The 21348-nt window shown below is 43.5% G+C and carries 20 protein-coding genes; 15 read left to right on the top strand and 5 right to left on the bottom strand.

The window, feature by feature from the left end:
- The first annotated feature begins 128 nt into the window (after nucleotides 1-128).
- The 10 genes from HMPREF1516_RS08345 to yidD all read left to right on the top strand — a co-directional run bounded on the left by HMPREF1516_RS08345 (nucleotide 129) and on the right by yidD (nucleotide 6294).
- Entirely contained in the window at nucleotides 129-377 is a 249-nt protein-coding gene (locus HMPREF1516_RS08345; protein ID WP_000364987.1) for a YneF family protein, read from the top strand.
- A 204-nt stretch (nucleotides 378-581) separates the two neighbouring features.
- Nucleotides 582-1376 carry a glutamate racemase gene (gene racE, locus HMPREF1516_RS08340; protein WP_000370379.1) on the top strand — a complete coding sequence of 265 codons (795 nt, stop codon included), beginning with the start codon at nucleotides 582-584 and terminating at the stop codon, nucleotides 1374-1376.
- Entirely contained in the window at nucleotides 1373-2341 is a 969-nt protein-coding gene (locus tag HMPREF1516_RS08335) for a nucleoside-triphosphate diphosphatase (protein WP_033606315.1), read from the top strand. The genes racE and HMPREF1516_RS08335 overlap by 4 nt, the downstream gene beginning before the upstream one ends.
- Nucleotides 2317-2838 carry a metallophosphoesterase gene (locus HMPREF1516_RS08330; RefSeq protein WP_001118958.1) on the top strand — a complete coding sequence of 174 codons (522 nt, stop codon included), beginning with the start codon at nucleotides 2317-2319 and terminating at the stop codon, nucleotides 2836-2838. The genes HMPREF1516_RS08335 and HMPREF1516_RS08330 overlap by 25 nt, the downstream gene beginning before the upstream one ends.
- Entirely contained in the window at nucleotides 2835-3296 is a 462-nt protein-coding gene (gene cbpB, locus HMPREF1516_RS08325) for a cyclic-di-AMP-binding protein CbpB (protein WP_033606314.1), read from the top strand. The genes HMPREF1516_RS08330 and cbpB overlap by 4 nt, the downstream gene beginning before the upstream one ends.
- Complete coding sequence (gene xerD / locus HMPREF1516_RS08320) at nucleotides 3293-4027, top strand: site-specific tyrosine recombinase XerD (protein WP_277619895.1); 735 nt, start codon at nucleotides 3293-3295, stop codon at nucleotides 4025-4027. The genes cbpB and xerD overlap by 4 nt, the downstream gene beginning before the upstream one ends.
- A complete protein-coding gene (locus HMPREF1516_RS08315; protein ID WP_000351887.1) occupies nucleotides 4027-4755 on the top strand; it encodes a segregation/condensation protein A in 729 nt (242 codons plus the stop codon). The genes xerD and HMPREF1516_RS08315 overlap by 1 nt, the downstream gene beginning before the upstream one ends.
- A gap of 18 nt (nucleotides 4756-4773) precedes the next feature.
- Nucleotides 4774-5343: an SMC-Scp complex subunit ScpB gene (gene scpB / locus HMPREF1516_RS08310; RefSeq protein WP_033606312.1), complete on the top strand. Its 570-nt coding sequence runs from the start codon at nucleotides 4774-4776 to the stop codon at nucleotides 5341-5343.
- Nucleotides 5330-6052 (top strand): pseudouridine synthase, encoded by a 723-nt coding sequence (locus HMPREF1516_RS08305; protein ID WP_007519228.1) that lies wholly within the window; start codon nucleotides 5330-5332, stop codon nucleotides 6050-6052. The genes scpB and HMPREF1516_RS08305 overlap by 14 nt, the downstream gene beginning before the upstream one ends.
- Nucleotides 6052-6294, top strand: a complete 243-nt coding sequence (gene yidD, locus HMPREF1516_RS08300) for a membrane protein insertion efficiency factor YidD (protein WP_033606311.1) — start codon at nucleotides 6052-6054, stop codon at nucleotides 6292-6294. Before HMPREF1516_RS08305 ends, yidD begins: the two co-directional genes overlap by 1 nt.
- 31 nt (nucleotides 6295-6325) lie before the next feature.
- Here yidD and HMPREF1516_RS08295 read toward each other — a convergent pair whose 3' ends face one another.
- The 4 genes from HMPREF1516_RS08295 to HMPREF1516_RS08280 all read right to left on the bottom strand — a co-directional run bounded on the left by HMPREF1516_RS08295 (nucleotide 6326) and on the right by HMPREF1516_RS08280 (nucleotide 10049).
- The gene (locus HMPREF1516_RS08295; RefSeq protein ID WP_033606310.1) at nucleotides 6326-7297 is read right to left on the bottom strand and encodes a siderophore ABC transporter substrate-binding protein; all 972 of its coding nucleotides are present in this window, start codon (nucleotides 7295-7297) and stop codon (nucleotides 6326-6328) included.
- Between the two features lie 97 nt (nucleotides 7298-7394).
- On the bottom strand, nucleotides 7395-8147 hold the full coding sequence (locus HMPREF1516_RS08290) for an iron ABC transporter ATP-binding protein (protein ID WP_033606309.1): 753 nt from the start codon (nucleotides 8145-8147) through the stop codon (nucleotides 7395-7397).
- Entirely contained in the window at nucleotides 8144-9100 is a 957-nt protein-coding gene (locus tag HMPREF1516_RS08285; protein ID WP_033606308.1) for an iron chelate uptake ABC transporter family permease subunit, read from the bottom strand. The genes HMPREF1516_RS08290 and HMPREF1516_RS08285 overlap by 4 nt, the downstream gene beginning before the upstream one ends.
- A complete protein-coding gene (locus HMPREF1516_RS08280) occupies nucleotides 9090-10049 on the bottom strand; it encodes an ABC transporter permease (RefSeq protein ID WP_033606307.1) in 960 nt (319 codons plus the stop codon). Before HMPREF1516_RS08280 ends, HMPREF1516_RS08285 begins: the two co-directional genes overlap by 11 nt.
- 233 nt (nucleotides 10050-10282) lie before the next feature.
- Between HMPREF1516_RS08280 and pepA the strand changes: the two genes are divergently transcribed.
- Both pepA and HMPREF1516_RS08270 read left to right on the top strand, forming a co-directional pair.
- Nucleotides 10283-11347: a glutamyl aminopeptidase gene (gene pepA / locus HMPREF1516_RS08275; protein WP_033606306.1), complete on the top strand. Its 1065-nt coding sequence runs from the start codon at nucleotides 10283-10285 to the stop codon at nucleotides 11345-11347.
- 20 nt (nucleotides 11348-11367) lie between these two features.
- Entirely contained in the window at nucleotides 11368-11664 is a 297-nt protein-coding gene (locus HMPREF1516_RS08270; RefSeq protein WP_033606304.1) for an enterocin immunity protein, read from the top strand.
- A gap of 202 nt (nucleotides 11665-11866) precedes the next feature.
- Here HMPREF1516_RS08270 and HMPREF1516_RS08265 read toward each other — a convergent pair whose 3' ends face one another.
- Complete coding sequence (locus tag HMPREF1516_RS08265) at nucleotides 11867-13498, bottom strand: Na/Pi cotransporter family protein (protein ID WP_033606303.1); 1632 nt, start codon at nucleotides 13496-13498, stop codon at nucleotides 11867-11869.
- A gap of 332 nt (nucleotides 13499-13830) precedes the next feature.
- On the opposite strand from HMPREF1516_RS08265, the gene HMPREF1516_RS08260 reads away from it, so the two are divergent.
- The 3 genes from HMPREF1516_RS08260 to HMPREF1516_RS08250 all read left to right on the top strand — a co-directional run.
- Nucleotides 13831-18555 carry an endo-beta-N-acetylglucosaminidase gene (locus HMPREF1516_RS08260; protein WP_033606302.1) on the top strand — a complete coding sequence of 1575 codons (4725 nt, stop codon included), beginning with the start codon at nucleotides 13831-13833 and terminating at the stop codon, nucleotides 18553-18555.
- A 283-nt stretch (nucleotides 18556-18838) separates the two neighbouring features.
- The gene (locus HMPREF1516_RS08255; protein ID WP_033606301.1) at nucleotides 18839-20038 is read left to right on the top strand and encodes a phosphoglycerate kinase; all 1200 of its coding nucleotides are present in this window, start codon (nucleotides 18839-18841) and stop codon (nucleotides 20036-20038) included.
- Nucleotides 20039-20206: 168 nt separating this feature from the next.
- Nucleotides 20207-21348, top strand: a 1142-nt coding sequence (locus HMPREF1516_RS08250; protein WP_033606300.1) for a putative cross-wall-targeting lipoprotein signal domain-containing proteiin, incomplete at its 3' end; no start/stop codon positions are given.

Raw genomic sequence — 21348 nt, 5'->3', positions numbered from 1 at the left:
TCTTTCATCGAAATGAGGAGCTCCTTTTTTGTCGCCTATTGCCCTTTGTGAAAGCGTAAAACAAACTAGTCAGGAAAGTCACTTTGTGGTATAATATAGAAGACTCAAAAAGAAACAGGAGAAAAAGAATGGACTTACTTTTAGCAATTGTCTTGATTGTGCTAGCTTTTCTAGGAGGAGCTCTTGGAGGGATGTACTTGGTTCGTAAGCAAATCGAAAAAGAATTTGCGGACAACCCACGTTTGAACGCTGAGGCAGTTCGTGCTCTCTTGAGTGCAAATGGTCAAAAGCCAAGCGAAGCAAAGGTACAACAAGTTTACCACCAAATTATCCGCCAACAAAAAGCAGCCCTTGCTAACAATAAAAAGAAAAAATAAATAGGAAAAGTCTGGGATGAAAGTTCCAGACTTCTCACTATGTTCAATAGTTCTCAAGGATAAGACTTTTTCCTTGCATTCTATTGTTATTTGATTATGATTAAGAGAGAGGCAGTTGCCATTCTATCAAGCTGTCTATCCGTTTATTTAGGACAAAAAATCATGATGAACTATCAATCAGAAAAAGACTAGAAAGAAGACTGTATGGATAATCGACCAATTGGTTTTTTGGATTCGGGTGTCGGGGGCTTGACCGTTGTTCGCGAGCTTATGCGCCAGCTTCCCCATGAAGAAATCGTCTATATTGGAGATTCGGCGCGGGCACCCTATGGTCCCCGTCCTGCTGAGCAAATCCGTGAATATACTTGGCAGTTGGTCAACTTTCTTTTGACCAAGGATGTCAAGATGATTGTCATTGCTTGCAACACTGCGACTGCAGTCGTCTGGGAAGAAATCAAGGCTCAACTAGACATTCCTGTCCTAGGTGTGATTTTGCCAGGAGCTTCGGCAGCCATCAAGTCCAGTCAAGGCGGGAAAATCGGAGTAATTGGAACACCCATGACGGTCCAATCAGACATCTATCGTCAAAAAATCCATGATCTGGATCCGGATTTACAGGTGGAGAGTTTGGCCTGTCCTAAGTTTGCTCCCTTGGTGGAGTCAGGTGCCCTGTCAACCAGTGTCACCAAGAAAGTGGTTTATGAAACCCTGCGTCCCTTGGTAGGCAAGGTGGATAGTTTGATTCTGGGTTGTACCCATTACCCACTCCTTCGCCCTATCATCCAAAATGTCATGGGACCTAAGGTTCAGCTCATCGATAGTGGGGCAGAGTGTGTACGGGATATCTCGGTTTTGCTTAACTATTTTGAAATCAATCGTAGCCGAGATGCGGGACCTCTTCAACATCGTTTTTACACAACAGCCAATAGCCAAAGTTTTGCCCAAATTGGAGCAGAATGGCTGGAAAAAGAGATTCATGTGGAGCATGTAACTTTATGACAAATAAAATTTATGAATACAAGGATGACCAGGACTGGTATGTCGGTGTCTGGGATGTCTATGGAGGCATCTATAGCCTTATCAAAGATCCTCTCGATGATTTTATGGATTTAGCGCGGATTTTTCGTGATGAGGAAAATGGCTTTCCAATTACGATCACGGTGATGCGCTGGTCTTCTAACTTCCGTCTGCTCTCCTTTATCGTTGAGATTTTAAATGCCGAAGCAGGCCGCAATCTAGAAGTCATCCAACGTCAGGGAGCTTTGCTCTTGGTTGAAAATGGAAAGCTTTTGCATGTCGAATTGCCTAAAGAAGGAGTCGATGTAGAAGACTTCTTTGATACTAACAAGGTCAGAGAAACTTTATTGATTGCGACTCGTAACGAGGGCAAGACCAAGGAATTCCGAGCTATCTTTGACAAGCTAGGCTACGATGTGGAAAATCTCAATGACTATCCAGATCTTCCTGAAGTAGCTGAAACAGGCATGACTTTTGAAGAAAATGCCCGCCTGAAGGCAGAAACCATTTCTCAATTAACAGGCAAGATGGTGCTAGCAGATGACTCAGGTCTCAAAGTCGATGTCCTCGGCGGTTTGCCAGGTGTTTGGTCAGCCCGTTTTGCAGGAGTGGGAGCGACAGACCGAGAAAACAATGCCAAACTCTTGCACGAATTGGCCATGGTCTTTGAACTCAAGGACCGTTCGGCACAATTCCACACAACCCTGGTTGTAGCTAGTCCAAACAAGGAAAGTTTGGTCGTCGAAGCTGACTGGCCAGGTTACATTAACTTTGAACCTAAGGGTGAAAATGGCTTTGGCTACGATCCTCTCTTCCTTGTGGGAGAGACAGGCAAGTCAGCAGCTGAATTAACCCTTGAAGAAAAAAATAGCCAATCTCACCGTGCCTTAGCCGTTAAGAAACTTTTGGAGGTATTTCCATCATGGCAAAGCAAACCATCATTGTAATGAGTGACTCTCATGGCGATAGCTTGATTGTGGAAGAAATTCGTAATCGCTACCTGGGGAAAGTCGATGCCATTTTTCACGATGGTGACTCAGAACTCCGTCCAGACTCTCCGCTTTGGGAGGGCATCCATGTCGTCAAAGGGAATATGGACTTTTATGCCGGCTACCCAGAACGTTTGGTGACTCAACTTGGTCCAACCAAGATCATCCAGACCCATGGACACTTGTTTGACATCAATTTCAACTTTCAAAAGTTGGACTACTGGGCTCAGGAAGAAGATGCCGATATCTGTCTCTATGGTCACTTGCATGTGCCAAATGCTTGGATGGAAGGCAAAACACTCTTTCTCAATCCAGGCTCCATCAGCCAGCCACGAGGAACCATCAGAGAATGCCTCTATGCTCGTGTGGAGATTGATGACAGCTATTTCAAAGTAGACTTTTTGACACGTGATCATGAGATTTATCCAGGCTTATCCAAGGAGTTTGCTCGATGATTGCCAAGGAATTTGAAGCATTTTTACTGGAGCAGGAAGAAACTTTTCTTACCCCTGCTAAGAATCTAGCAGCCTTGATTGATACCCATAACGCTGACCATGCAATTTTGGTGCTGAGCCAAATCACCTATACGCGTATTCCTGTTGTGACCTTTGACAAACGCTTTGTCGGAACCATTGGTCTGAGAGACATTTTGGCTTATCAAATGGAGCAAGGTTTGACGGATGAGCAGATGGCAACGACAGACATCGTCAATATGACCAAGACGGATGTGGCAGTTGTCGCTCCAGACTATAACATTACAGAGGTCCTCCATAAACTGGTGGATGAACCCTTCTTGCCAGTGGTAGATGATGAAGGGATTTTTCAAGGAATCATCACGCGCAAATCTATCCTCAAGGCCGTCAATGCCCTCTTGCATGACTTTAGTAAGGAATATGAGATTCGATGCAAATGAGAGATAGGATTTCAGCCTTTTTAGAGGGAAAGAAGGGTTTGTCTGCCAATTCCAAGCAGTCTTATAAGTATGATCTAGAGCAATTTTTAGATATTGTGGGTGAGCGGATCTCTGAGACCAGTCTCAAGATTTACCAAGCCCAGCTAGCCAATCTAAAAATCAGCGCCCAGAAGCGAAAACTTTCGGCCTGTAACCAATTTCTCTACTTTCTCTATCGAAACGGAGAAGTGGACAGCTTTTACCGTCTGGAATTAGTCAAGCAAGCTGAAAAGAAGACTGAAAAACCAGAGATTCTAGACCTAGACTCTTTTTGGCAGGAAAGTAATTATCCAGAAGGACGCTTGCTGGCGCTTCTTATCTTGGAAATAGGGCTCTTACCAAGTGAGATTTTAGCCCTTAAGGTTGCAGATATCAATCTGGATTTTCAGGTGTTGCGAATTAACAAGGCTTCCCAACAGAGGATTGTCACCATACCCACGACCTTGACTCCAGAGCTAGAACCCTTGATGGGGCAGACCTATCTCTTTGAAAGGGCAGGGAAAGCCTATTCTCGTCAGTGGGCCTTTCGTCAGCTGGAGTCTTTTGTCAAGGAGAAAGGTTTCCCAACCTTATCAGCCCAAGCCTTGCGGGAACAGTTCATTCTAAGACAAATAGAAAACAAGGTCGATTTGTACGAAATTGCAAAAAAATTAGGATTAAAAACAGTCCTGACCTTAGAAAAATATAGATAATGGATATTAAATTAAAAGATTTTGAAGGGCCCCTGGACCTGCTCTTGCACTTGGTTTCTAAGTACCAGATGGATATCTACGATGTGCCCATTACGGAAGTTATCGAACAGTATCTAGCCTATGTCTCAACTCTGCAGGCCATGCGTCTGGAAGTAACGGGCGAGTATATGGTTATGGCCAGTCAGCTGATGCTGATCAAGAGCCGCAAGCTCTTGCCAAAGGTAGCAGAAGTGACAGACTTAGAGGATGATCTGGAGCAGGACCTTCTCTCCCAAATCGAAGAATACCGCAAGTTCAAGCTCTTGGGTGAGCACTTGGAAGCCAAGCACCAAGATCGGGCCCAGTACTATTCCAAAGCTCCGACAGAGTTGATTTACGAAGATGCGGAACTTGTACATGACAAGACGACCATTGACCTCTTTTTGGCTTTTTCAAATATCCTAGCCAAGAAAAAAGAGGAGTTCGCACAGAATCACACGACCATCTTGCGGGATGAGTATAAGATTGAGGACATGATGGTCATCGTAAAAGAGTCCTTGACTGGACGAGACCAGTTGCGCTTACAGGATTTGTTCAAGGAAGCCCAGAATGTCCAAGAGGTCATTACCCTCTTTTTGGCGACCTTAGAGTTAATCAAAACTCAGGAATTAATCCTCGTGCAAGAGGAGAGTTTCGGAGATATCTATCTCATGGAAAAGAAGGAAGAAAATCAAGAGGCACAAAGCTAGACTTGATAGAGAGGAAAGATGAGTACTTTAGCAGAAATAGAAGCGCTCTTGTTTGTAGCAGGTGAAGATGGGATTCGAGTCCGCCAGTTGGCTGAACTCCTCTCACTTCCCCCGACAGGCATCCAACAGAGTTTAGAAAAATTAGCCCAGAAGTATGAAAAAGACCAAGATTCGAGCTTGTCCCTGATCGAGACAGGTGGTGCATACAGATTGGTCACTAAGCCTCAATTTGCTGCGATTTTGAAGGAATACTCCAAGGCACCCATCAACCAGAGCTTGTCTCGGGCTGCTCTTGAGACCTTGTCCATCATTGCCTACAAGCAGCCTATCACGCGGATAGAGATTGATGCTATTCGTGGGGTTAACTCGAGTGGGGCCTTGGCAAAGTTGCAGGCCTTTGACTTGATTAAAGAAGATGGGAAAAAAGAAGTGTTGGGCCGTCCCAACCTCTATGTAACTACGGATTATTTCCTAGATTACATGGGAATTAACCATTTGGAAGAACTGCCAGTGATTGATGAGCTTGAGATTCAAGCCCAAGAAAGCCAATTATTTGGTGAAAGGATAGAAGAAGATGAGAATCAATAAGTATATTGCCCACGCAGGTGTGGCCAGTAGGAGAAAAGCAGAAGAACTAATCAAGCAAGGCTTGGTGACGGTTAACGGCCAAGTGGTGCGTGAACTCGCAACGACCATCAAGTCTGGAGATAAGGTCGAAGTGGAAGGTCAGCCCATCTACAACGAAGAAAAGGTTTACTATCTGCTTAACAAACCACGTGGAGTGATTTCCAGTGTGACAGATGACAAGGGCCGCAAGACTGTTGTGGATCTCTTGCCTAATGTCAAAGAACGCATTTATCCTGTGGGACGTTTGGACTGGGATACATCAGGTGTCTTGATTTTGACCAATGATGGGGACTTTACGGATGAAATGATTCACCCACGTAATGAGATTGACAAGGTCTATGTCGCGCGTGTTAAAGGTGTGGCTAATAAGGATAATCTCCGCCCCTTGACTCGTGGTCTTGAGATTGATGGCAAGAAAACCAAGCCAGCTGTTTACGAAATTCTCAAAGTGGATCCAGTCAAAAATCGCTCTGTGGTACAGTTGACCATCCACGAAGGGCGTAATCATCAGGTTAAAAAGATGTTTGAAGCCGTCGGTCTTCAAGTGGATAAGTTGTCTCGGACACGTTTTGGACACTTAGACTTGACAGGTCTTCGTCCAGGAGAAGCCCGTCGCCTTAATAAAAAAGAAATCAGCCAACTACACACTATGGCTGTAACCAAGAAATAATGAAACGAATCTTAATAGCGCCAGTACGCTTTTACCAACGTTTTATCTCCCCAGCTTTTCCACCTTCTTGTCGCTTTGAGCCGACTTGTTCCAACTACATGATTCAGGCTATTGAAAAACATGGCTTCAAGGGTGTTCTGATGGGCTTGGCTCGGATTTTACGTTGCCACCCCTGGTCGCCAATAGGAAAAGATCCTGTCCCAGACCACTTTTCCCTCAAACGTAATCAAGAAAAAAAATAACCCAACATCAGGTGATGTTGGGTTTTCTTGCTTATTTTAAAGCTTTTTGAGCGTCTTCAATCATGAGTTTGGTTGATTCAAGACCGCCTCCGCTTAGATACCAGAGGTCTGGTGTTAGTTGGATGATTTTACCGTTTTTAGCGGCAGGAGTCTCAGCGATGAGGGCATTTTCTAGGACGCCATCGTTGCTTGAGTTGTCACCACCGATGGCAAGGGTACGGTTGATGACAAAGAGGATGTCAGGATTGATTTCTTTGACACTTTCAAAGCTGACTTCTTGTCCGTGGCGAGAGTCTTCAAATTTGGTATCAGTTGGTTTGAATTTCAAGGTTTGATACAAGAAAGAGAAACGAGATTGGGCACCAAAGGCAGCCATTTTTCCTTCATTGAGGAGGATAGCAAGGGCTTTTTTGTCAGAACTTTCGTTTTTAGTAGCGACTTCTTGGATGCTTTTGTCTAGGTTGGCTAATTCTTCTTTGGCTTTCTGTGTACCTGTTTCGCCGAAGGCGCTTGCTAAGGATTCGATATTAGACTTGGTAGAAGTCCAGTAGTCGTCCTTACTTGCTTGGAAGAGAACGGTTGGCGCGATTTCTTTGAACTTGTCTACGAATTTTTGGGTACGTGGTGAAGCGATAATTAGGTCTGGTTCAAGAGCAGCAATGGCTTCTAGGTCTGGCTCAACCATGGAACCCACATTGTTGACATTTCCCGCAAGATCTTTTAGGTAAGTCGGAACAGTTTTTGTAGGCATTCCGACGATATTCTTTTCAAAACCTAAAGCGCGAATAGTATCGGCAGCACCGAGGTCAAAGGTCACAATCTTTTTAGGAACATTTGAAAGTTTGACCTCATCTAGTGAACTTTTAATGGTTATCTCTGTTGGAGCAGAGCTACTTGTCTCTGTCTGGCTAGTGCTTGAGTTTGTATTTGTACTACATGCACCAAGTAAGAGCAAGAAGCTAGCCGCTAGGGCAGTGAGATAAAGTTTAAGGGATGTTTTCATGATTTCTCCTTTTTAAAATGTGATAACGATGTAGGGGTCTCTTAGACAGGCTTTTTAGCTAAGAGACTGAGGGTACTCTAACATGAGTTCAGAATAGCTAGCTATAGATACAGATCTTTTTGCCATTGATATCAGCCAGCGTGATGGGAATCTCATAGAGTTGACTGAGCAGGTCAGCCTGCATGATTTGAGCAGTCGTTCCCTTGCAAAAGACTTGACCGTCCTTGAAGGCAACAATTTCATCCGCATATTGGCTAGCCATGTTGATATCGTGGAGGACGATGATAATGGTTTTGCCAAGTTCCTCCACCAGTCGACGAAGGATCTGCATCATGCTGACGCTTTGCTTGATATCGAGGTTGTTGAGCGGTTCGTCTAGCAAGATAAAGTCTGTATCCTGGGCCAGTACCATGGCGATAAAGACACGTTGTAGCTGCCCGCCAGATAGGCTATCGATGTAGCGGTCTTTTAAGTTGGTCAGTTCCAGATAGTCCAGAGTTTCTCTGATTTTTTCCCAGTCATCTGCTTTCAGGCGCCCTCGGCTGTAGGGAAAACGTCCAAAACTGACCAGTTCTTCTACAGTCAATTTGGCTTGGTAATTAATCTTCTGCTTTAGGATGGTGAGTTCTTTGGCCAGTTCTTGCGAATTCCAGCTCTCGATTTCACGGCCTTTGATACTGAGAATTCCCTGATCTTTCTTGGTCAGTCTGCTCATGATGGAGAGAAGAGTTGATTTTCCAGCACCATTTGGACCAATGAAGGCTGTCAGTTTCTGAGGACTGACTTCAAGCGAAATATCTTGCAAAATATCCTGTTTTTGAATGGATTTGTCAATGTTTTCCAGTTTCACCGACGCGCCCTCCTGTAAAGTAAGATAAAGAATAAGAAACCACCCACACTCTCGATGATCATGCTGATGCGAATTTCCAGCGCAAAGACTCGTTCGATGAGGGCTTGCCCTAAGGTTAAGCTAATAAATCCAATTAGAATGGCTACGATAAAGAGCAACTTGTGTCGATAATCTTTGACAATCAGGTAAGTGAGATTGGCCAGCATAAAGCCAAAGAAGGCCATAGGCCCTACCAAGGCAGTGGCTGTTGAGGTCAAAAGCACGATGGCCCAGAGGAGTTCTCTCTGTTCTTTTTCAACATCGAGTCCCAGTATCTGAGCCGTTTCTCTTTGCAGGTGTAAGACATCCAGAATAACTGCTTTTCGAAAGAAAAAGATTGTCAAAGCGAGGATGATTAGAGAACCGATGGCTAGGATGGGAGTGTTGAGATGCTGAAAGGAAGCAAAGAGACTGTTTTGCAGTTTATCGTATTCATTTGGATCCATCAGGACTTGGAGGAAGGTACTGATATTTCGAAAGAGACTTCCGAGTGCTAGACAGATTAGCAGAATGAAGACCAGGTCTTGCTTCATCAGCGTCTTCAAGTAACCTTGTAAGGCGAGAAAGAAGAGTGATTGAAGCAGAAGCAAGATTAGAAATTCTAAGACAGGCGACTTCCCAAGCTGTAGAAATTTGCTTTCAAATATCAGTAGCAGGGTCTGTAGCAAGACATAGAAGGATTCGATTCCCAAAATACTTGGCGTCAGAAAGCGATTTTCCGTCAGGGTTTGAAAACTAATGGTCGAAATCCCTGTCGCGATGGCTACCAAGAGATAAACGATGATTTTTTGGGAACGCAGCTTCCAGGCAAAGGCAGACAGGTTAGTGATAGGCCAAAAGTAGAGGAGACAAGCTCCGATGGCCAGAATAATGAGAAGGCAGAAGAGCTTGGTATGTTTGCTTTTAAACTGCATCTTTTTGTCCCCCTCTCCAGAGAAGTAGGATAAAGACGAGACTACCGATGATTCCTAGTAGGAGACTGACAGACAGCTCATAGGGCCGAATCAAGACTCGAGAGAGGATGTCACAGGCTAGAACCAGATTGGCACCGACCAGTGCGACGATGAGTTTGGTTTGGCTCAGATTATCTCCATAGCGCTTGCGGACAAGATTGGGAACGATGACCCCGAGAAAAGGCAAGGCACCCACGGTAATCATGGTGACACTTGTCGTTAGTGCCACTAGAAAGAGGGCCAGTTTTTCAAGTAGGGAGTAGGAAATCCCCAAACTCTCGCTGGTTTCCTTGCCTAGATTCATGATGGTGAAGGTTTGGGATAATTTCCAAACGGCTATCAGGATAATGAGGCCTAAGAAGAGCCACTCATACTGATGGGTCTGAATCATGGAGAAGGAGCCCTGGGTCCAAGCCGTCATACTCTGAACCAGATTGAAACGATAGGCGATAACTTCTGTGATAGAACCGATAATCCCACTATAGATGATCCCGATCAAGGGCAACATCCACCTTTCCTTTATAGAAAAAATAGTCATAAAAGCAAGGAAGAAGAGGGTAAATAAGATGGATGAGACAAAAGCAAAGAGCATCTTTTGGGTCAGACTCGCAGACGGAAAGACAAAGAGGCTCAACACCATTCCCAGTTTGGCGGCTTCTGTCGTTCCGACTGTACTCGGAGCAGCAAATTGATTTTGGGTAATGGTCTGCATGAGGAGTCCTGCCATGCTCATACTGGAGGCTGCAAGGAGAATACTGATGGTTCTTGGAAGACGCGATTCTTGAAAGAGAAGCCAGGTTTGCTGGTCAAAAGCAAAGAGCTTTTCCCAAGAAAAATCACTAGTTCCAATACTAATGGAGAGAAAGACCAGGAGTAGAAGTAAGCCTGTTAAAATATGAGAGAGTTTCATGCCCCGTCCTTTCATGTAGATTTGGTATAAAAATACCCTTGGAGATAATGTAACACGATTTTTTTAATCTGTCAATAAATTTTCTGACAATTTAATGTAAAAAGAAAGAAAAATTCTTGAAACAATATCTGCCCCTCTCTTTTATTGGAAAACTGAGTAAAAACCAATCCACCTTCCCACTATCCTTCTCCTATAAAAAGTGGTAAAATGGAGGACAGAAAGAAGGAACTGATATGACAACATTATTTTCAAAAATCAAAGAAGTAACAGAGCTTGCTGCGATCTCAGGTCATGAAGCGCCTGTCCGTACCTATCTTCGTGAAAAGTTGACGCCGCATGTGGATGAAGTGGTGACAGATGGCTTGGGTGGTATTTTCGGAATTAAACATTCAGAAGCTGCGTATGCACCACGCGTCTTAGTCGCTTCTCACATGGACGAAGTTGGTTTTATGGTCAGTGAGATTAAGCCAGACGGAACCTTCCGTGTGGTTGAAATCGGTGGCTGGAATCCTATGGTGGTCAGCAGTCAACGTTTTAAACTCTTTACTCGTGACGGTCGTGAAATTCCTGTGATCTCAGGTTCTGTTCCTCCACATTTGACTCGTGGAACAGGTGGGCCAACCATGCCAGCTATTTCAGATATCATTTTTGATGGTGGGTTTGCAGACAAGGCTGAGGCAGAAAGCTTTGGTATTCGTCCGGGTGATACGATTGTCCCTGATAGTTCCGCTATCTTGACAGCCAATGAAAAAAATATCATCTCAAAAGCTTGGGACAACCGCTACGGTGTTCTTATGGTTAGTGAGCTAGCAGAAGCCTTGTCAGGTCAAAAACTCGGAAACGAACTCTATCTTGGTGCCAATGTCCAAGAAGAAGTTGGTCTTCGTGGCGCTCATACCTCTACAACTAAGTTTGATCCAGAAGTTTTCCTAGCCGTTGACTGTTCACCTGCTGGTGATGTTTATGGTGGCCAAGGTAAGATTGGGGACGGAACCTTGATTCGCTTCTACGATCCAGGTCACTTGCTTCTCCCAGGTATGAAGGATTTCCTTTTGACAACGGCTGAAGAAGCTGGCATCAAGTACCAATACTATTGTGGAAAAGGTGGAACAGACGCTGGAGCAGCTCATCTGAAAAATGGTGGTGTCCCATCTACAACTATCGGTGTCTGCGCTCGTTATATCCATTCTCACCAAACTCTCTACGCGATGGATGACTTCTTAGAAGCCCAAGCTTTCTTGCAAGCCTTGGTGAAAAAATTGGACCGTTCAACGGTTGATTTGATTAAACATTATTAAACATAAGGGAGGTGGTCGGGATGGTAGAACCAAACCTAGAAAGTCTTATAAAAGATCTTTATAACCATGCCCGTCAGGGTTTGAGTGAAGATTTAGTTGCTGCTCTCCTAGAGACTGCTAAAAAACTACCAACTACAAATGAGCAATTACTAGCAGTCCGACTCTCAGGACTGGTCACCCGTGAATTGCTCATCAATCCCAAACACCCAGCACCTGAATTGATCAACTTGGCGCGCTTTATCAAAAGAGAAGAAGCCAAGTATAGGGGTACTGCAGTTTCTGCTATCATGTTTGGAGAACTCTTTAAAATGCTTTGATTCCATTGTGAATCAAAGCATTTTTTATATGCTCCAAAAGACATTCTAAATGAGGAGACGAAAAAAGCCATCCCATTCAGGATAGCTTCTTGGTACTTATACTCAATGAAAATCAAAGAGCAAACTAGGAAACTAACCGCAGGCTGTACTTGAGTACGGCAAGGCGACGTTGACGTGGTTTGAATTTGATTTTCGAAGAGTATTAGATTTGTTCAGCAATGACCTTTTCAGCTAAATTCATAGCATGGTCAGATACACGAGTGTAATGGGAAATAATGTCGATAAAGTTGACCCCGGCTTGTGTTGAACATTCACCCTTGTTAAGGCGTTTGATATGGGTCTTTCTGAGAATGCGTTCCATATTGTTGATTTCTTTATGGCGTTCAATCAGACTTTGAGCTTTTTCAATATCATTGTTTTCCACACTATCAAGGGCATCCTTGATAAAGTCAGTAGTTTTTTGATAGATATCCGCCAATTCCTGCAAAGCAGCACCAGAGAATTGAACATTCTTACGTTGGAGGTAGTCGGTTAGGTTGAGCAAGCCTTCTGCGTGGTCCCCAATCCGTTCCAAATCACGAGATGAATCCAGAATGTTGGTCAACACTTCGCTTTCCTTTTGGCTCAAGGATTCGCTTGAGAGTCTGATGAGGTAACGAGTGAGTTTTTCATCGATGGTATTGATGGCTTCCTCTGTCTTGTGCCCTTTTTCAGCTACCTTTTCATCCAAACCGATGATATAGCTATAAGAAAGGTCAAAAGCTTTGGCTGCATAGTTCCCCAAGTGCAAGAGTTCTTTTTTGGCATTTCCTAGGGCAATAGAAGGAGATTGCTGGATAAGTTGCTCATCAAGATAAAGGGGCTCGTACTTAACAACTTCGTCTTCGCCAGGGATAATCTTGGTTACAAAGTAGGCCAAGGCTCCGATGAATGGAAATTGTACAATGGTATTGCTTACGTTAAAGGCACCGTGAGAGAAGGCGATGGTCATCTCAGGTGAGAGATGAAGTAAAGCTTGGAAATACTCAATCATAGCAGTGAAGGGGCCTAATAGGATTAAGCAAAGAATAGTTCCTAAAACGTTAAAGGTAACGTGAGTTGCCGCAACACGTTTAGCGGAGATGTTAGCTCCAGCAGCTGCTAGGATAACGGTTAAGGTTGTCCCGATATTATCCCCGAAGAGAACTGGTAGCGAACCTTTAAGGTCAAGGAAACCACCTGCATAGAGGCCTTGTAGAATCCCGATAGTTGCAGAAGAGGCCTGAATGAGGACGGTAATCACCGCGCCAGCAAAAACTCCCAACACAGGATTTTGTCCTAAGGTTACCATATATTCCTTGAATTGTGGTAAATCTTTAAGCGGACTCATACCAGCACTGATGAGGTTGAGGGCGTAGAAGATTCCCCCGACACCAAACAGGATGCGCCCAATATTGTTTGCTGTTCTGTTTTTTGTAAAGAAGAGGAACATGGTTCCAAGGAAAATCAAGGGTAAAGCATACTCGCCTAGTTTGAAACCGATGATAAAGGAAGTAACGGTGGTTCCGATGTTGGCTCCCATGATAATTCCGATAGCCTGTCTAAGAGTGAGAAGACTAGCGCTGACCAGCCCGACCGTGATAACTGTAACCCCTGTACTTGACTGAATCAGGGCAGTCACGACAATCCCGACTAGAACGCCTAAAAAGGGATTGCTAGTGTACTTGTCAATGTAAAAACGAAGGCGATCTCCAGCAGCTTGTTGCAAACCGTCTCCCATGGTCTTGATACTGTATAAAAACAGTCCTAGACCTCCTAAAAAGTGAAATAAAATTTCCTGCCAATTAATGGACATTTCTTTTTCCTCCGGAAAATAATAACGGAATTTCTCCTATTCTATTTTAAAGGATAAAAGTAAATCTCACAAGTGTTTAGCTGAAATTTTCATAAGAAACAAGAACTTTCTTTTAAAATGAGAGATAGATTCCCTTTAAGATAGATGATTTATAGGATTGTGTCCAAATTTTACTGATTATTATCCTAGTTATAGTTTTTATGTTAAATAGATTGACATCGCTTTCATATAGGATAAAATGAAGATGATCCTGTTCTGGTGGTGTGCACAGAGAACAGTTACTTTTTATCAAAAAGTAAAGCGTTTACTTTATATTTTATTAGGAGGATAAGATGAAAGATCTATTTTTTGAAAAACGTTGCCGTTACAGTATTCGTAAGCTGTCAATCGGGGCTTGTTCCTTAATGATTGGTTCAGCTCTATTCGCGAGCCCAGCTCTTGCCGAACAGGTCGCTGTCCCTGAAACAGCTACTAATACGAGCGCTCAAGCTACAAGCGCTAGTGAAACAGCTAATCCAGATACTGCAGCTATCGAAAAACAATTATCGGGAACAGAGAACAAAGTAGCTGAGCAACCAATTTCAGAAAACACTCCAGTAATAGCTGATTTGGTCAATGAAAAAGAAGAGGCAAAACCCGCTCCGGCAGATAAAACTGAAAAACCTGCTCAACCAACTGAAAAAGAAGAAGTCAAATCAGAGGAAGCTCCTCAAGTGGCTGAGAAGAAAGCCGACAAACCGACTCTAGCAGACGTTCCTAAAAATGAGGAAAAGAGTCTCCGACCAAAAGAAATCAAATTTGATACATGGGAAGATTTGTTGAAATGGGAACCGGGTGCGCGTGAGGATGATCCCATTAACCGTTCATCAGTTGAACTCGCCAAGCGCCATAGAGGCCAGTTGGTTAACGAAAAAGCAAGCAGAAGAGCCAAGGTTCAGGCGCTAGCAAACACCAACTCAAAGGCCAAAGACCACGCTTCTGTTGGTGGAGAAGAATTCAAGGCCTATGCTTTTGACTACTGGCAATACTTGGATTCAATGGTCTTCTGGGAAGGCCTAGTCCCTACTCCAGATGTCATTGATGCCGGTCACCGTAACGGAGTTCCCGTTTATGGAACACTCTTTTTCAACTGGTCAAACAGCATTGCTGACCAAGAGAAATTTGCAGCTGCCTTGAAACAAGATGCAGATGGCACCTTTCCTATCGCACGAAAACTTGTCGATCTTGCTAAGTATTACGGATTTGATGGCTATTTCATCAATCAGGAAACAACGGGTGAATTGGTAGAACCTCTTGGTGAAAAAATGCGCCAATTCATGCTCTATACAAAAGAATACGCAGCCAAAGTCAACCACCCAATCAAGTATGCTTGGTACGATGCCATGACCTACAAATACGGTCGTTACCACGAAGATGGTCTAGGTGATTACAACTACCAGTTCATGCAAAAAGAAGGAGACAAGGTACCTGCAGATCAATTTTTTGCCAATTTCAACTGGAACAAGGAAAAGAATGACCACTCCGTAGAGATGGCAAAATGGCTAGAACGTAGCCAGTATGATGTCTTTGCAGGCTTGGAATTGCAACAAGGTGGCTCTTATAAGACCAAAGTCAAATGGGATGCCCTCTTAGATGAAAAAGGCAAGTTGCGTTTGTCACTTGGACTTTTTGCACCAGATACGATTACCAGTCTAGGAAAAACAGGTGAAGACTACCACAAGAACGAAGACATCTTCTTTACAGGTTACCAAGGAGATCCAACGGCTCAAAAACCAGCAGATAAAGAGTGGTATGGAATTGCCAATTTAGTTGCTGACCGCACACCAGCAGTTGGCCGAACCTTCACGACCTCCTTTAATACAGGTCATGGTAGAAAATGGTTTGTAGACGGTAAAGTTTCTAAGGATTCTGAGTGGAACTACCGTTCTGTTTCTGGTGTCTTGCCAACATGGCGCTGGTGGCAGACTTCAACGGGGGAAAAACTTCGTGCAGAATATGACTTTACAGATGCCTATAATGGAGGTAACTCTCTTAAATTCTCAGGGGATGTAGCTGGTAAGACGGACCAGGATGTGAATTTGTATTCTACCAAACTAGAAGTAACTGAGAAAACCAAACTTCGTGTTGCCCACAAGGGAGGAAAAGGCTCTAAAGTTTATATGGCCTTCTCTACGACTCCAGACTACAAATTTGAGGATGCAGCCGCATGGAAAGAACTAACTCTCTCTGATGACTGGAAGAATGAAGAATTTGACCTTAGCTCACTAGCTGGAAAAACAATCTATGCAGTCAAACTCTTCTTCGAGCATGAAGGAGCTGTAAAAGATTATCAGTTTAACCTAGGTCAATTAACCATTTCGGACAATCACCAAGCACCACAAGCGCCGACAGGCCTCTCTGTAGTGAAACAATCTCTTAAGAACGCCCAAGAAGCTGAAGCAGTGGTCCAATTTGCGGGTAACCAAGATGCAGATTTCTATGAAGTCTACGAAAAAGATGGAGATAACTGGCGTTTGTTGACAGGATCATCTGCTTCCACTATCTACTTGCCAAAAGTTAGCCGCTCTGCTAATGCGACTGGTACGACTCAGGAACTGAAAGTCGTTGCAGTTGGTAAAAATGGCCTTCGTTCCGAAGCCGCGACGGCATCCTTTAACTGGGGGATGACAGTTCAGGATACGACTCTTCCAAGACCTTTAGCTGAAAATATCGTTCCAGGTGCAAAGGTCATCGGTAGCACTTTCCCAAATACTGAAGGTGGAGAAGGCATTGAAGGTATGTTGAACGGTACCATTACTAGCTTGTCAGATAAGTGGTCTTCAGCTCAGTTGAGCGGTAGTGTGGATATTCGCTTGACCAAGCCACGTACCGTTGTTAGATGGGTCATGGATCATGCGGGAGCTGGTGGAGAATCCGTAAACGACGGTTTGATGAACACCAAAGACTTTGATCTTTACTACAAGGATACAGACGGTGAGTGGAAACTAGCCAAGGAAGTCCGTGGCAACAAAGCACACGTGACAGATATCACTCTTGACAAACCAATTACTGCCCAAGACTGGCGCCTAAAAGTTATCACTTCAGATAATGGAACGCCTTGGAAAGCCATTCGTATCTACAACTGGAAGATGTATGAAACCTTGGACACAGAAAGTCAAAATATTCCAATGGCCAAGGTAGCTGCTCGTTCACTTGGAAACCACCAAGTTCAACTTGGCTTCTCTGATGTTCCGGCGGGTGCAACCATCACCGTTTACGACAAGGCAGATTCACAAACACCGATTGCAACTTTGAAGTCTGAAAATGGTGGCGACCTAGCAACAGCACCATTGGCCTTTGACAAGCAACCAAATCTACTCTATTATCGTACCCAACTACCTGGTAAAGAAATCAGTAACACATTGGCAGTAGCGATTCCGCAGGATGAAAGAAAAATTGCTGCAGTTAGCCTTGAAAAAGGGCCTAAGAAGACAGTTTACAAAGAGGGAGAAAAACTTGACCTCAGAGGCGGAACCCTCCGTGTTCAGTACGAAGGGGGACAAGCTGATGAGCTGATTAACCTTACTCACTCAGGTGTGACAGTATCTGGCTACGACGCTCATCAAAAAGGGGAACAAAAGCTCACAGTTAGCTATCTTGGACTTCCAGTTACTGGTGACTTAAAGGTACAAGTGACAGGTCAAGATGAAGGAAAACCGAAAGAAGTAGCAGGTTTGTACATTACTCAGAAACCGAAAACAGACTATCTAGTAGGAGAGCAACTGGATCTTGCAGAAGGTCGCTTCGGCGTTCTCTATGATGATGAGACAGAAGAAAGTCATGCCTTCACAGATCAAGGTGTTAAAATTACGGGCTACGATGCTCAAAAGACTGGTCGTCAGACCTTGACCTTGCATTACAAGGGGCACACCGCTGAGTTTGATGTCTTGGTTTCTCCAAAAGCAGCTGTCAACGATGAGTACCTCAAACAAGAAATCACTGCTGCCCAAGGTCGTCAGTCAACCCTTGCCTACACCTTCTCAAGTGAGGACAAACAAGCTGCACTAGTAGAGAAACTTAATGCAGCGAAAGCTGTTGCAGAAAACCACAATGCTAGCCAAGAAGAAGTCAACCGGGCTTTGAATGAGTTGAAACAAGCAGGGACGGACTTGGATGGAAATCAACGTTACCAAACTGCTAGAGAAGAATTGGAAGGTTTGCTCGAATCCGTCCGTGAAAAAGATCCTAAAGCTGAGTTAATTGAACAAGTAGAAACTTTATTAGCTTCAGAGATGCCAACTCCACAAGCGTTTGCGGAGATGAAAGAAAAGCTGAATAAAAAACTAGCCCATGTGGAAGAAAGCCATCATGTTGGAAGTATGGAACCAGATGAAGTGGCCCCAACGATTGAGGCCCTCCCTGAACTAGTTATTGAAACTGAAACAACAGCCTTTGAACGTCAGAAGCGACCAAACGCCGAGCTTCTCAAAGGACAACGCCGTGTTGTGCAAGTTGGAGTTGAAGGTCAAATTCGTCGTCTAGTGGAAGTAGATGCTCAAGGCAATCGTACCCTTCGTTCGACCGAGGTAGTCAAGGAAGCAATCCCAGAAATCACCGAAGTTGGAATAAAAGCTCTATCAAGCAACCAACCAGCTGAGGGTGTGAAAGATTTAGTTCTAGAAACTCCGAAACTGGAAATTGAAGAGGGAACAGTTTCCTTCAAACGTCAAGAACGACTAAACGCCGAGCTTCTCAAAGGACAACGCCGTGTTGTGCAAGCAGGCGTGGAAGGTCAAGTTCGTCACTTTGTAGAAGTTGATGCTCAGGGCAAACGCACCCTTCATTCGACTGAGGTTCTCAAGGAATCTATCCCAGAAATTGTTGAAGTTGGAACGAAAGAAGAGCAGGTTTCACAAACAAGGGATCAAGCGCTTTCAGCAGCGCCAGCAAAAGTTGAAGAAGCACGCAAAGAGCTTCCAAATACGGGAGCGACAAGAGATGCTAGTCTAGTAGCTCTGGGACTCCTCGGAGTAATGAGTGGCTACGGCTTGCTTGCTGGAAAGAAGAGAGAAGACTAATCGGATTTACGAATCTTGGATTTTCTCATAAAAACTAAAAAACAAGGTTTGACGGCAAATCAGTCAGACCTTGTTTTGACTAGTAGAAATCAGTGAAAGAATGATTAAATGAGCTAGTCTTTCTTTCAATAATCAGTTATTTAGCAAGGTTTTTCTAGTTTTTATTTTAAAAAATGCTAGTTTCAATTATAAGAAAGAACAAGAAAAGTTTAGGGTTTTTCTATCTCTTTTGCTGATTTTGTGATATAATTAACACGTATAAAAAAAGAAGGAGTCATATCTAATGGCAAAATTGACTGTTAAAGACGTTGACTTGAAAGGGAAAAAAGTTCTCGTTCGTGTTGACTTCAACGTACCTGTTAAAGATGGCGTGATTACCAATGACAACCGTATCACTGCAGCTCTTCCAACTATCAAGTACATCCTTGAACAAGGTGGACGTGCAATCCTCTTCTCTCACCTTGGACGTGTAAAAGAAGAAGCAGACAAAGAAGGTAAATCACTTGCTCCTGTAGCTGCTGACTTGGCTGCTAAATTGGGACAAGAAGTTAAATTTATCCCAGGAGTTACACGTGGTGCTGAATTGGAAGCAGCAATCAACGCTCTTGAAGATGGACAAGTTCTCTTGGTTGAAAACACTCGTTACGAAGATGTTGACGGCAAGAAAGAATCTAAAAACGATCCTGAACTTGGTAAATACTGGGCATCACTTGGAGATGGTATCTTCGTAAACGATGCATTCGGTACAGCTCACCGTGCACACGCATCTAACGTTGGTATCTCAGCAAACGTTGAAAAAGCAGTTGCTGGATTCCTTCTTGAAAACGAAATTGCCTACATCCAAGAAGCTGTTGAAGCTCCAGAACGTCCATTCGTGGCTATCCTTGGTGGTTCAAAAGTTTCAGACAAGATCGGTGTTATCGAAAACTTGCTTGAAAAAGCTGATAAAGTTCTTATCGGTGGTGGGATGACTTACACATTCTACAAAGCGCAAGGTATCGAAATCGGTAACTCACTTGTAGAAGAAGACAAATTGGATGTCGCAAAATCTCTTCTTGAAAAAGCAAACGGCAAATTGATCTTGCCAGTTGACTCAAAAGAAGCAAACGCATTTGCTGACTACACTGAAGTGAAAGACACTGAAGGTGAAGCAGTTGATCCTGGATTCCTTGGTTTGGATATCGGTCCAAAATCTATCGCTAAATTCGATCAAGAATTGACTGGTGCGAAGACAGTTGTATGGAACGGACCAATGGGTGTGTTTGAAAACCCAGACTTCCAAGCTGGTACAATCGGTGTCATGGACGCTATCGTGAAACAACCAGGTGTGAAATCAATCATCGGTGGTGGTGACTCAGCTGCCGCAGCAATCAACCTTGGTCGTGCAGACAAGTTCTCATGGATCTCTACTGGTGGTGGAGCATCAATGGAACTCCTCGAAGGTAAAGTTCTTCCAGGACTTGCTGCCTTGACTGAAAAATAAATAGTTTATCTGAAAGAAGATGGTTTAACCATCTTCTTTTTAATTTCATTTATAAATATGTTAGATTTATCAATGAATGAAGGGGGGGAGAGTAAATATTTGCATCCCACATCATAAAATGCTACTATGAATGGTAGATGATTAATTTAGATAAGGAAATGGCTTATAATGAAAAATAAAAAAGAAGTCTATGGATTTCGTAAAAGCAAGGTTGCCAAAACTTTGTGTGGTGCTATTTTAGGAACTGCTTTGATTACTTTTGCAGACAAAGCAGTATTTGCTGATGAAGTCACAGAGACGAAGAGTACAAGTACAGTTGAGGTGGCTACTACAGGAAACCCAGCCACAAATCTACCTGAAGCTCAGGGTGAAATGAGCCAAGTTGCCAAAGAGAGCCAAGCTAAGGCTGGTTCTAAAGACTCAGCTTTGCCAGTAGAAGTATCATCAGCTGATTTGGATAAAACAGTTGCTGATGCAAAATCTGCAGGAGTTAAGGTAGCTCAAGATGAAACAAAAGACAAAGGAACAGCCACAACTCCTACAGAAAATGCTCAAAAACAAGATGAGATTAAAAGCGACTATGCTAAACAAGCTAAAGAAATAAAGACAACAACTGAAGCATATAAAAAAGAAGTCGCAGCTCATCAGGCTGAAACAGATAAAATCAATGCTGAAAACAAAGCAGCGGATGACAAGTATCAAAAAGATCTAAAAAGTCATCAAGAAGAAGTTGAAAAAATCAACACTGCTAATGCAACAGCTAAAGCAGAATATGAGGCTAAGCTAGCACAATATCAAAAAGATTTAGCAACTGTCAAAAAAGCAAACGAAGATAGTCAACAGGATTATCAAAATAAACTTTCAGCTTACCAGACAGAATTAGCTCGAGTACAAAAAGCTAATGCGGAAGCTAAAGAGGCATATGATAAAGCAGTAAAAGAAAACACTGCAAAGAATGCAGCGCTTCAAGCTGAAAATGAAGCGATTAAACAACGTAATGAAACTGCAAAAGCAACTTACGAAGCAGCAATGAAGCAGTATGAAGCAGATCTTGCAGCTGTTAAGAAAGCTAAGGCGGATAATGATGCTGATTATCAAGCTAAATTAGCAGCTTATCAGACAGAATTGGCTCGAGTTCAAAAGGCAAATGCGGAAGCTAAAGAGGCTTATGATAAAGCAGTAAAAGAAAACACAGCTAAAAATACAGCCATTCAAGCTGAAAATGAAGCGATTAAGCAACGTAACGCCGCTGCAAAATCGACTTATGACGCAGCGGTGAAGAAATACGAAGCAGATTTGGCAACAGTCAA

The organism is Streptococcus sp. CM6 (genome assembly GCF_000526095.1).
Lineage (GTDB): Bacteria > Bacillota > Bacilli > Lactobacillales > Streptococcaceae > Streptococcus > Streptococcus oralis_BW.
The sequence above is the reverse complement of the archived record's forward strand: the minus strand, read 5'-3'. Positions and strand labels throughout refer to the sequence as shown.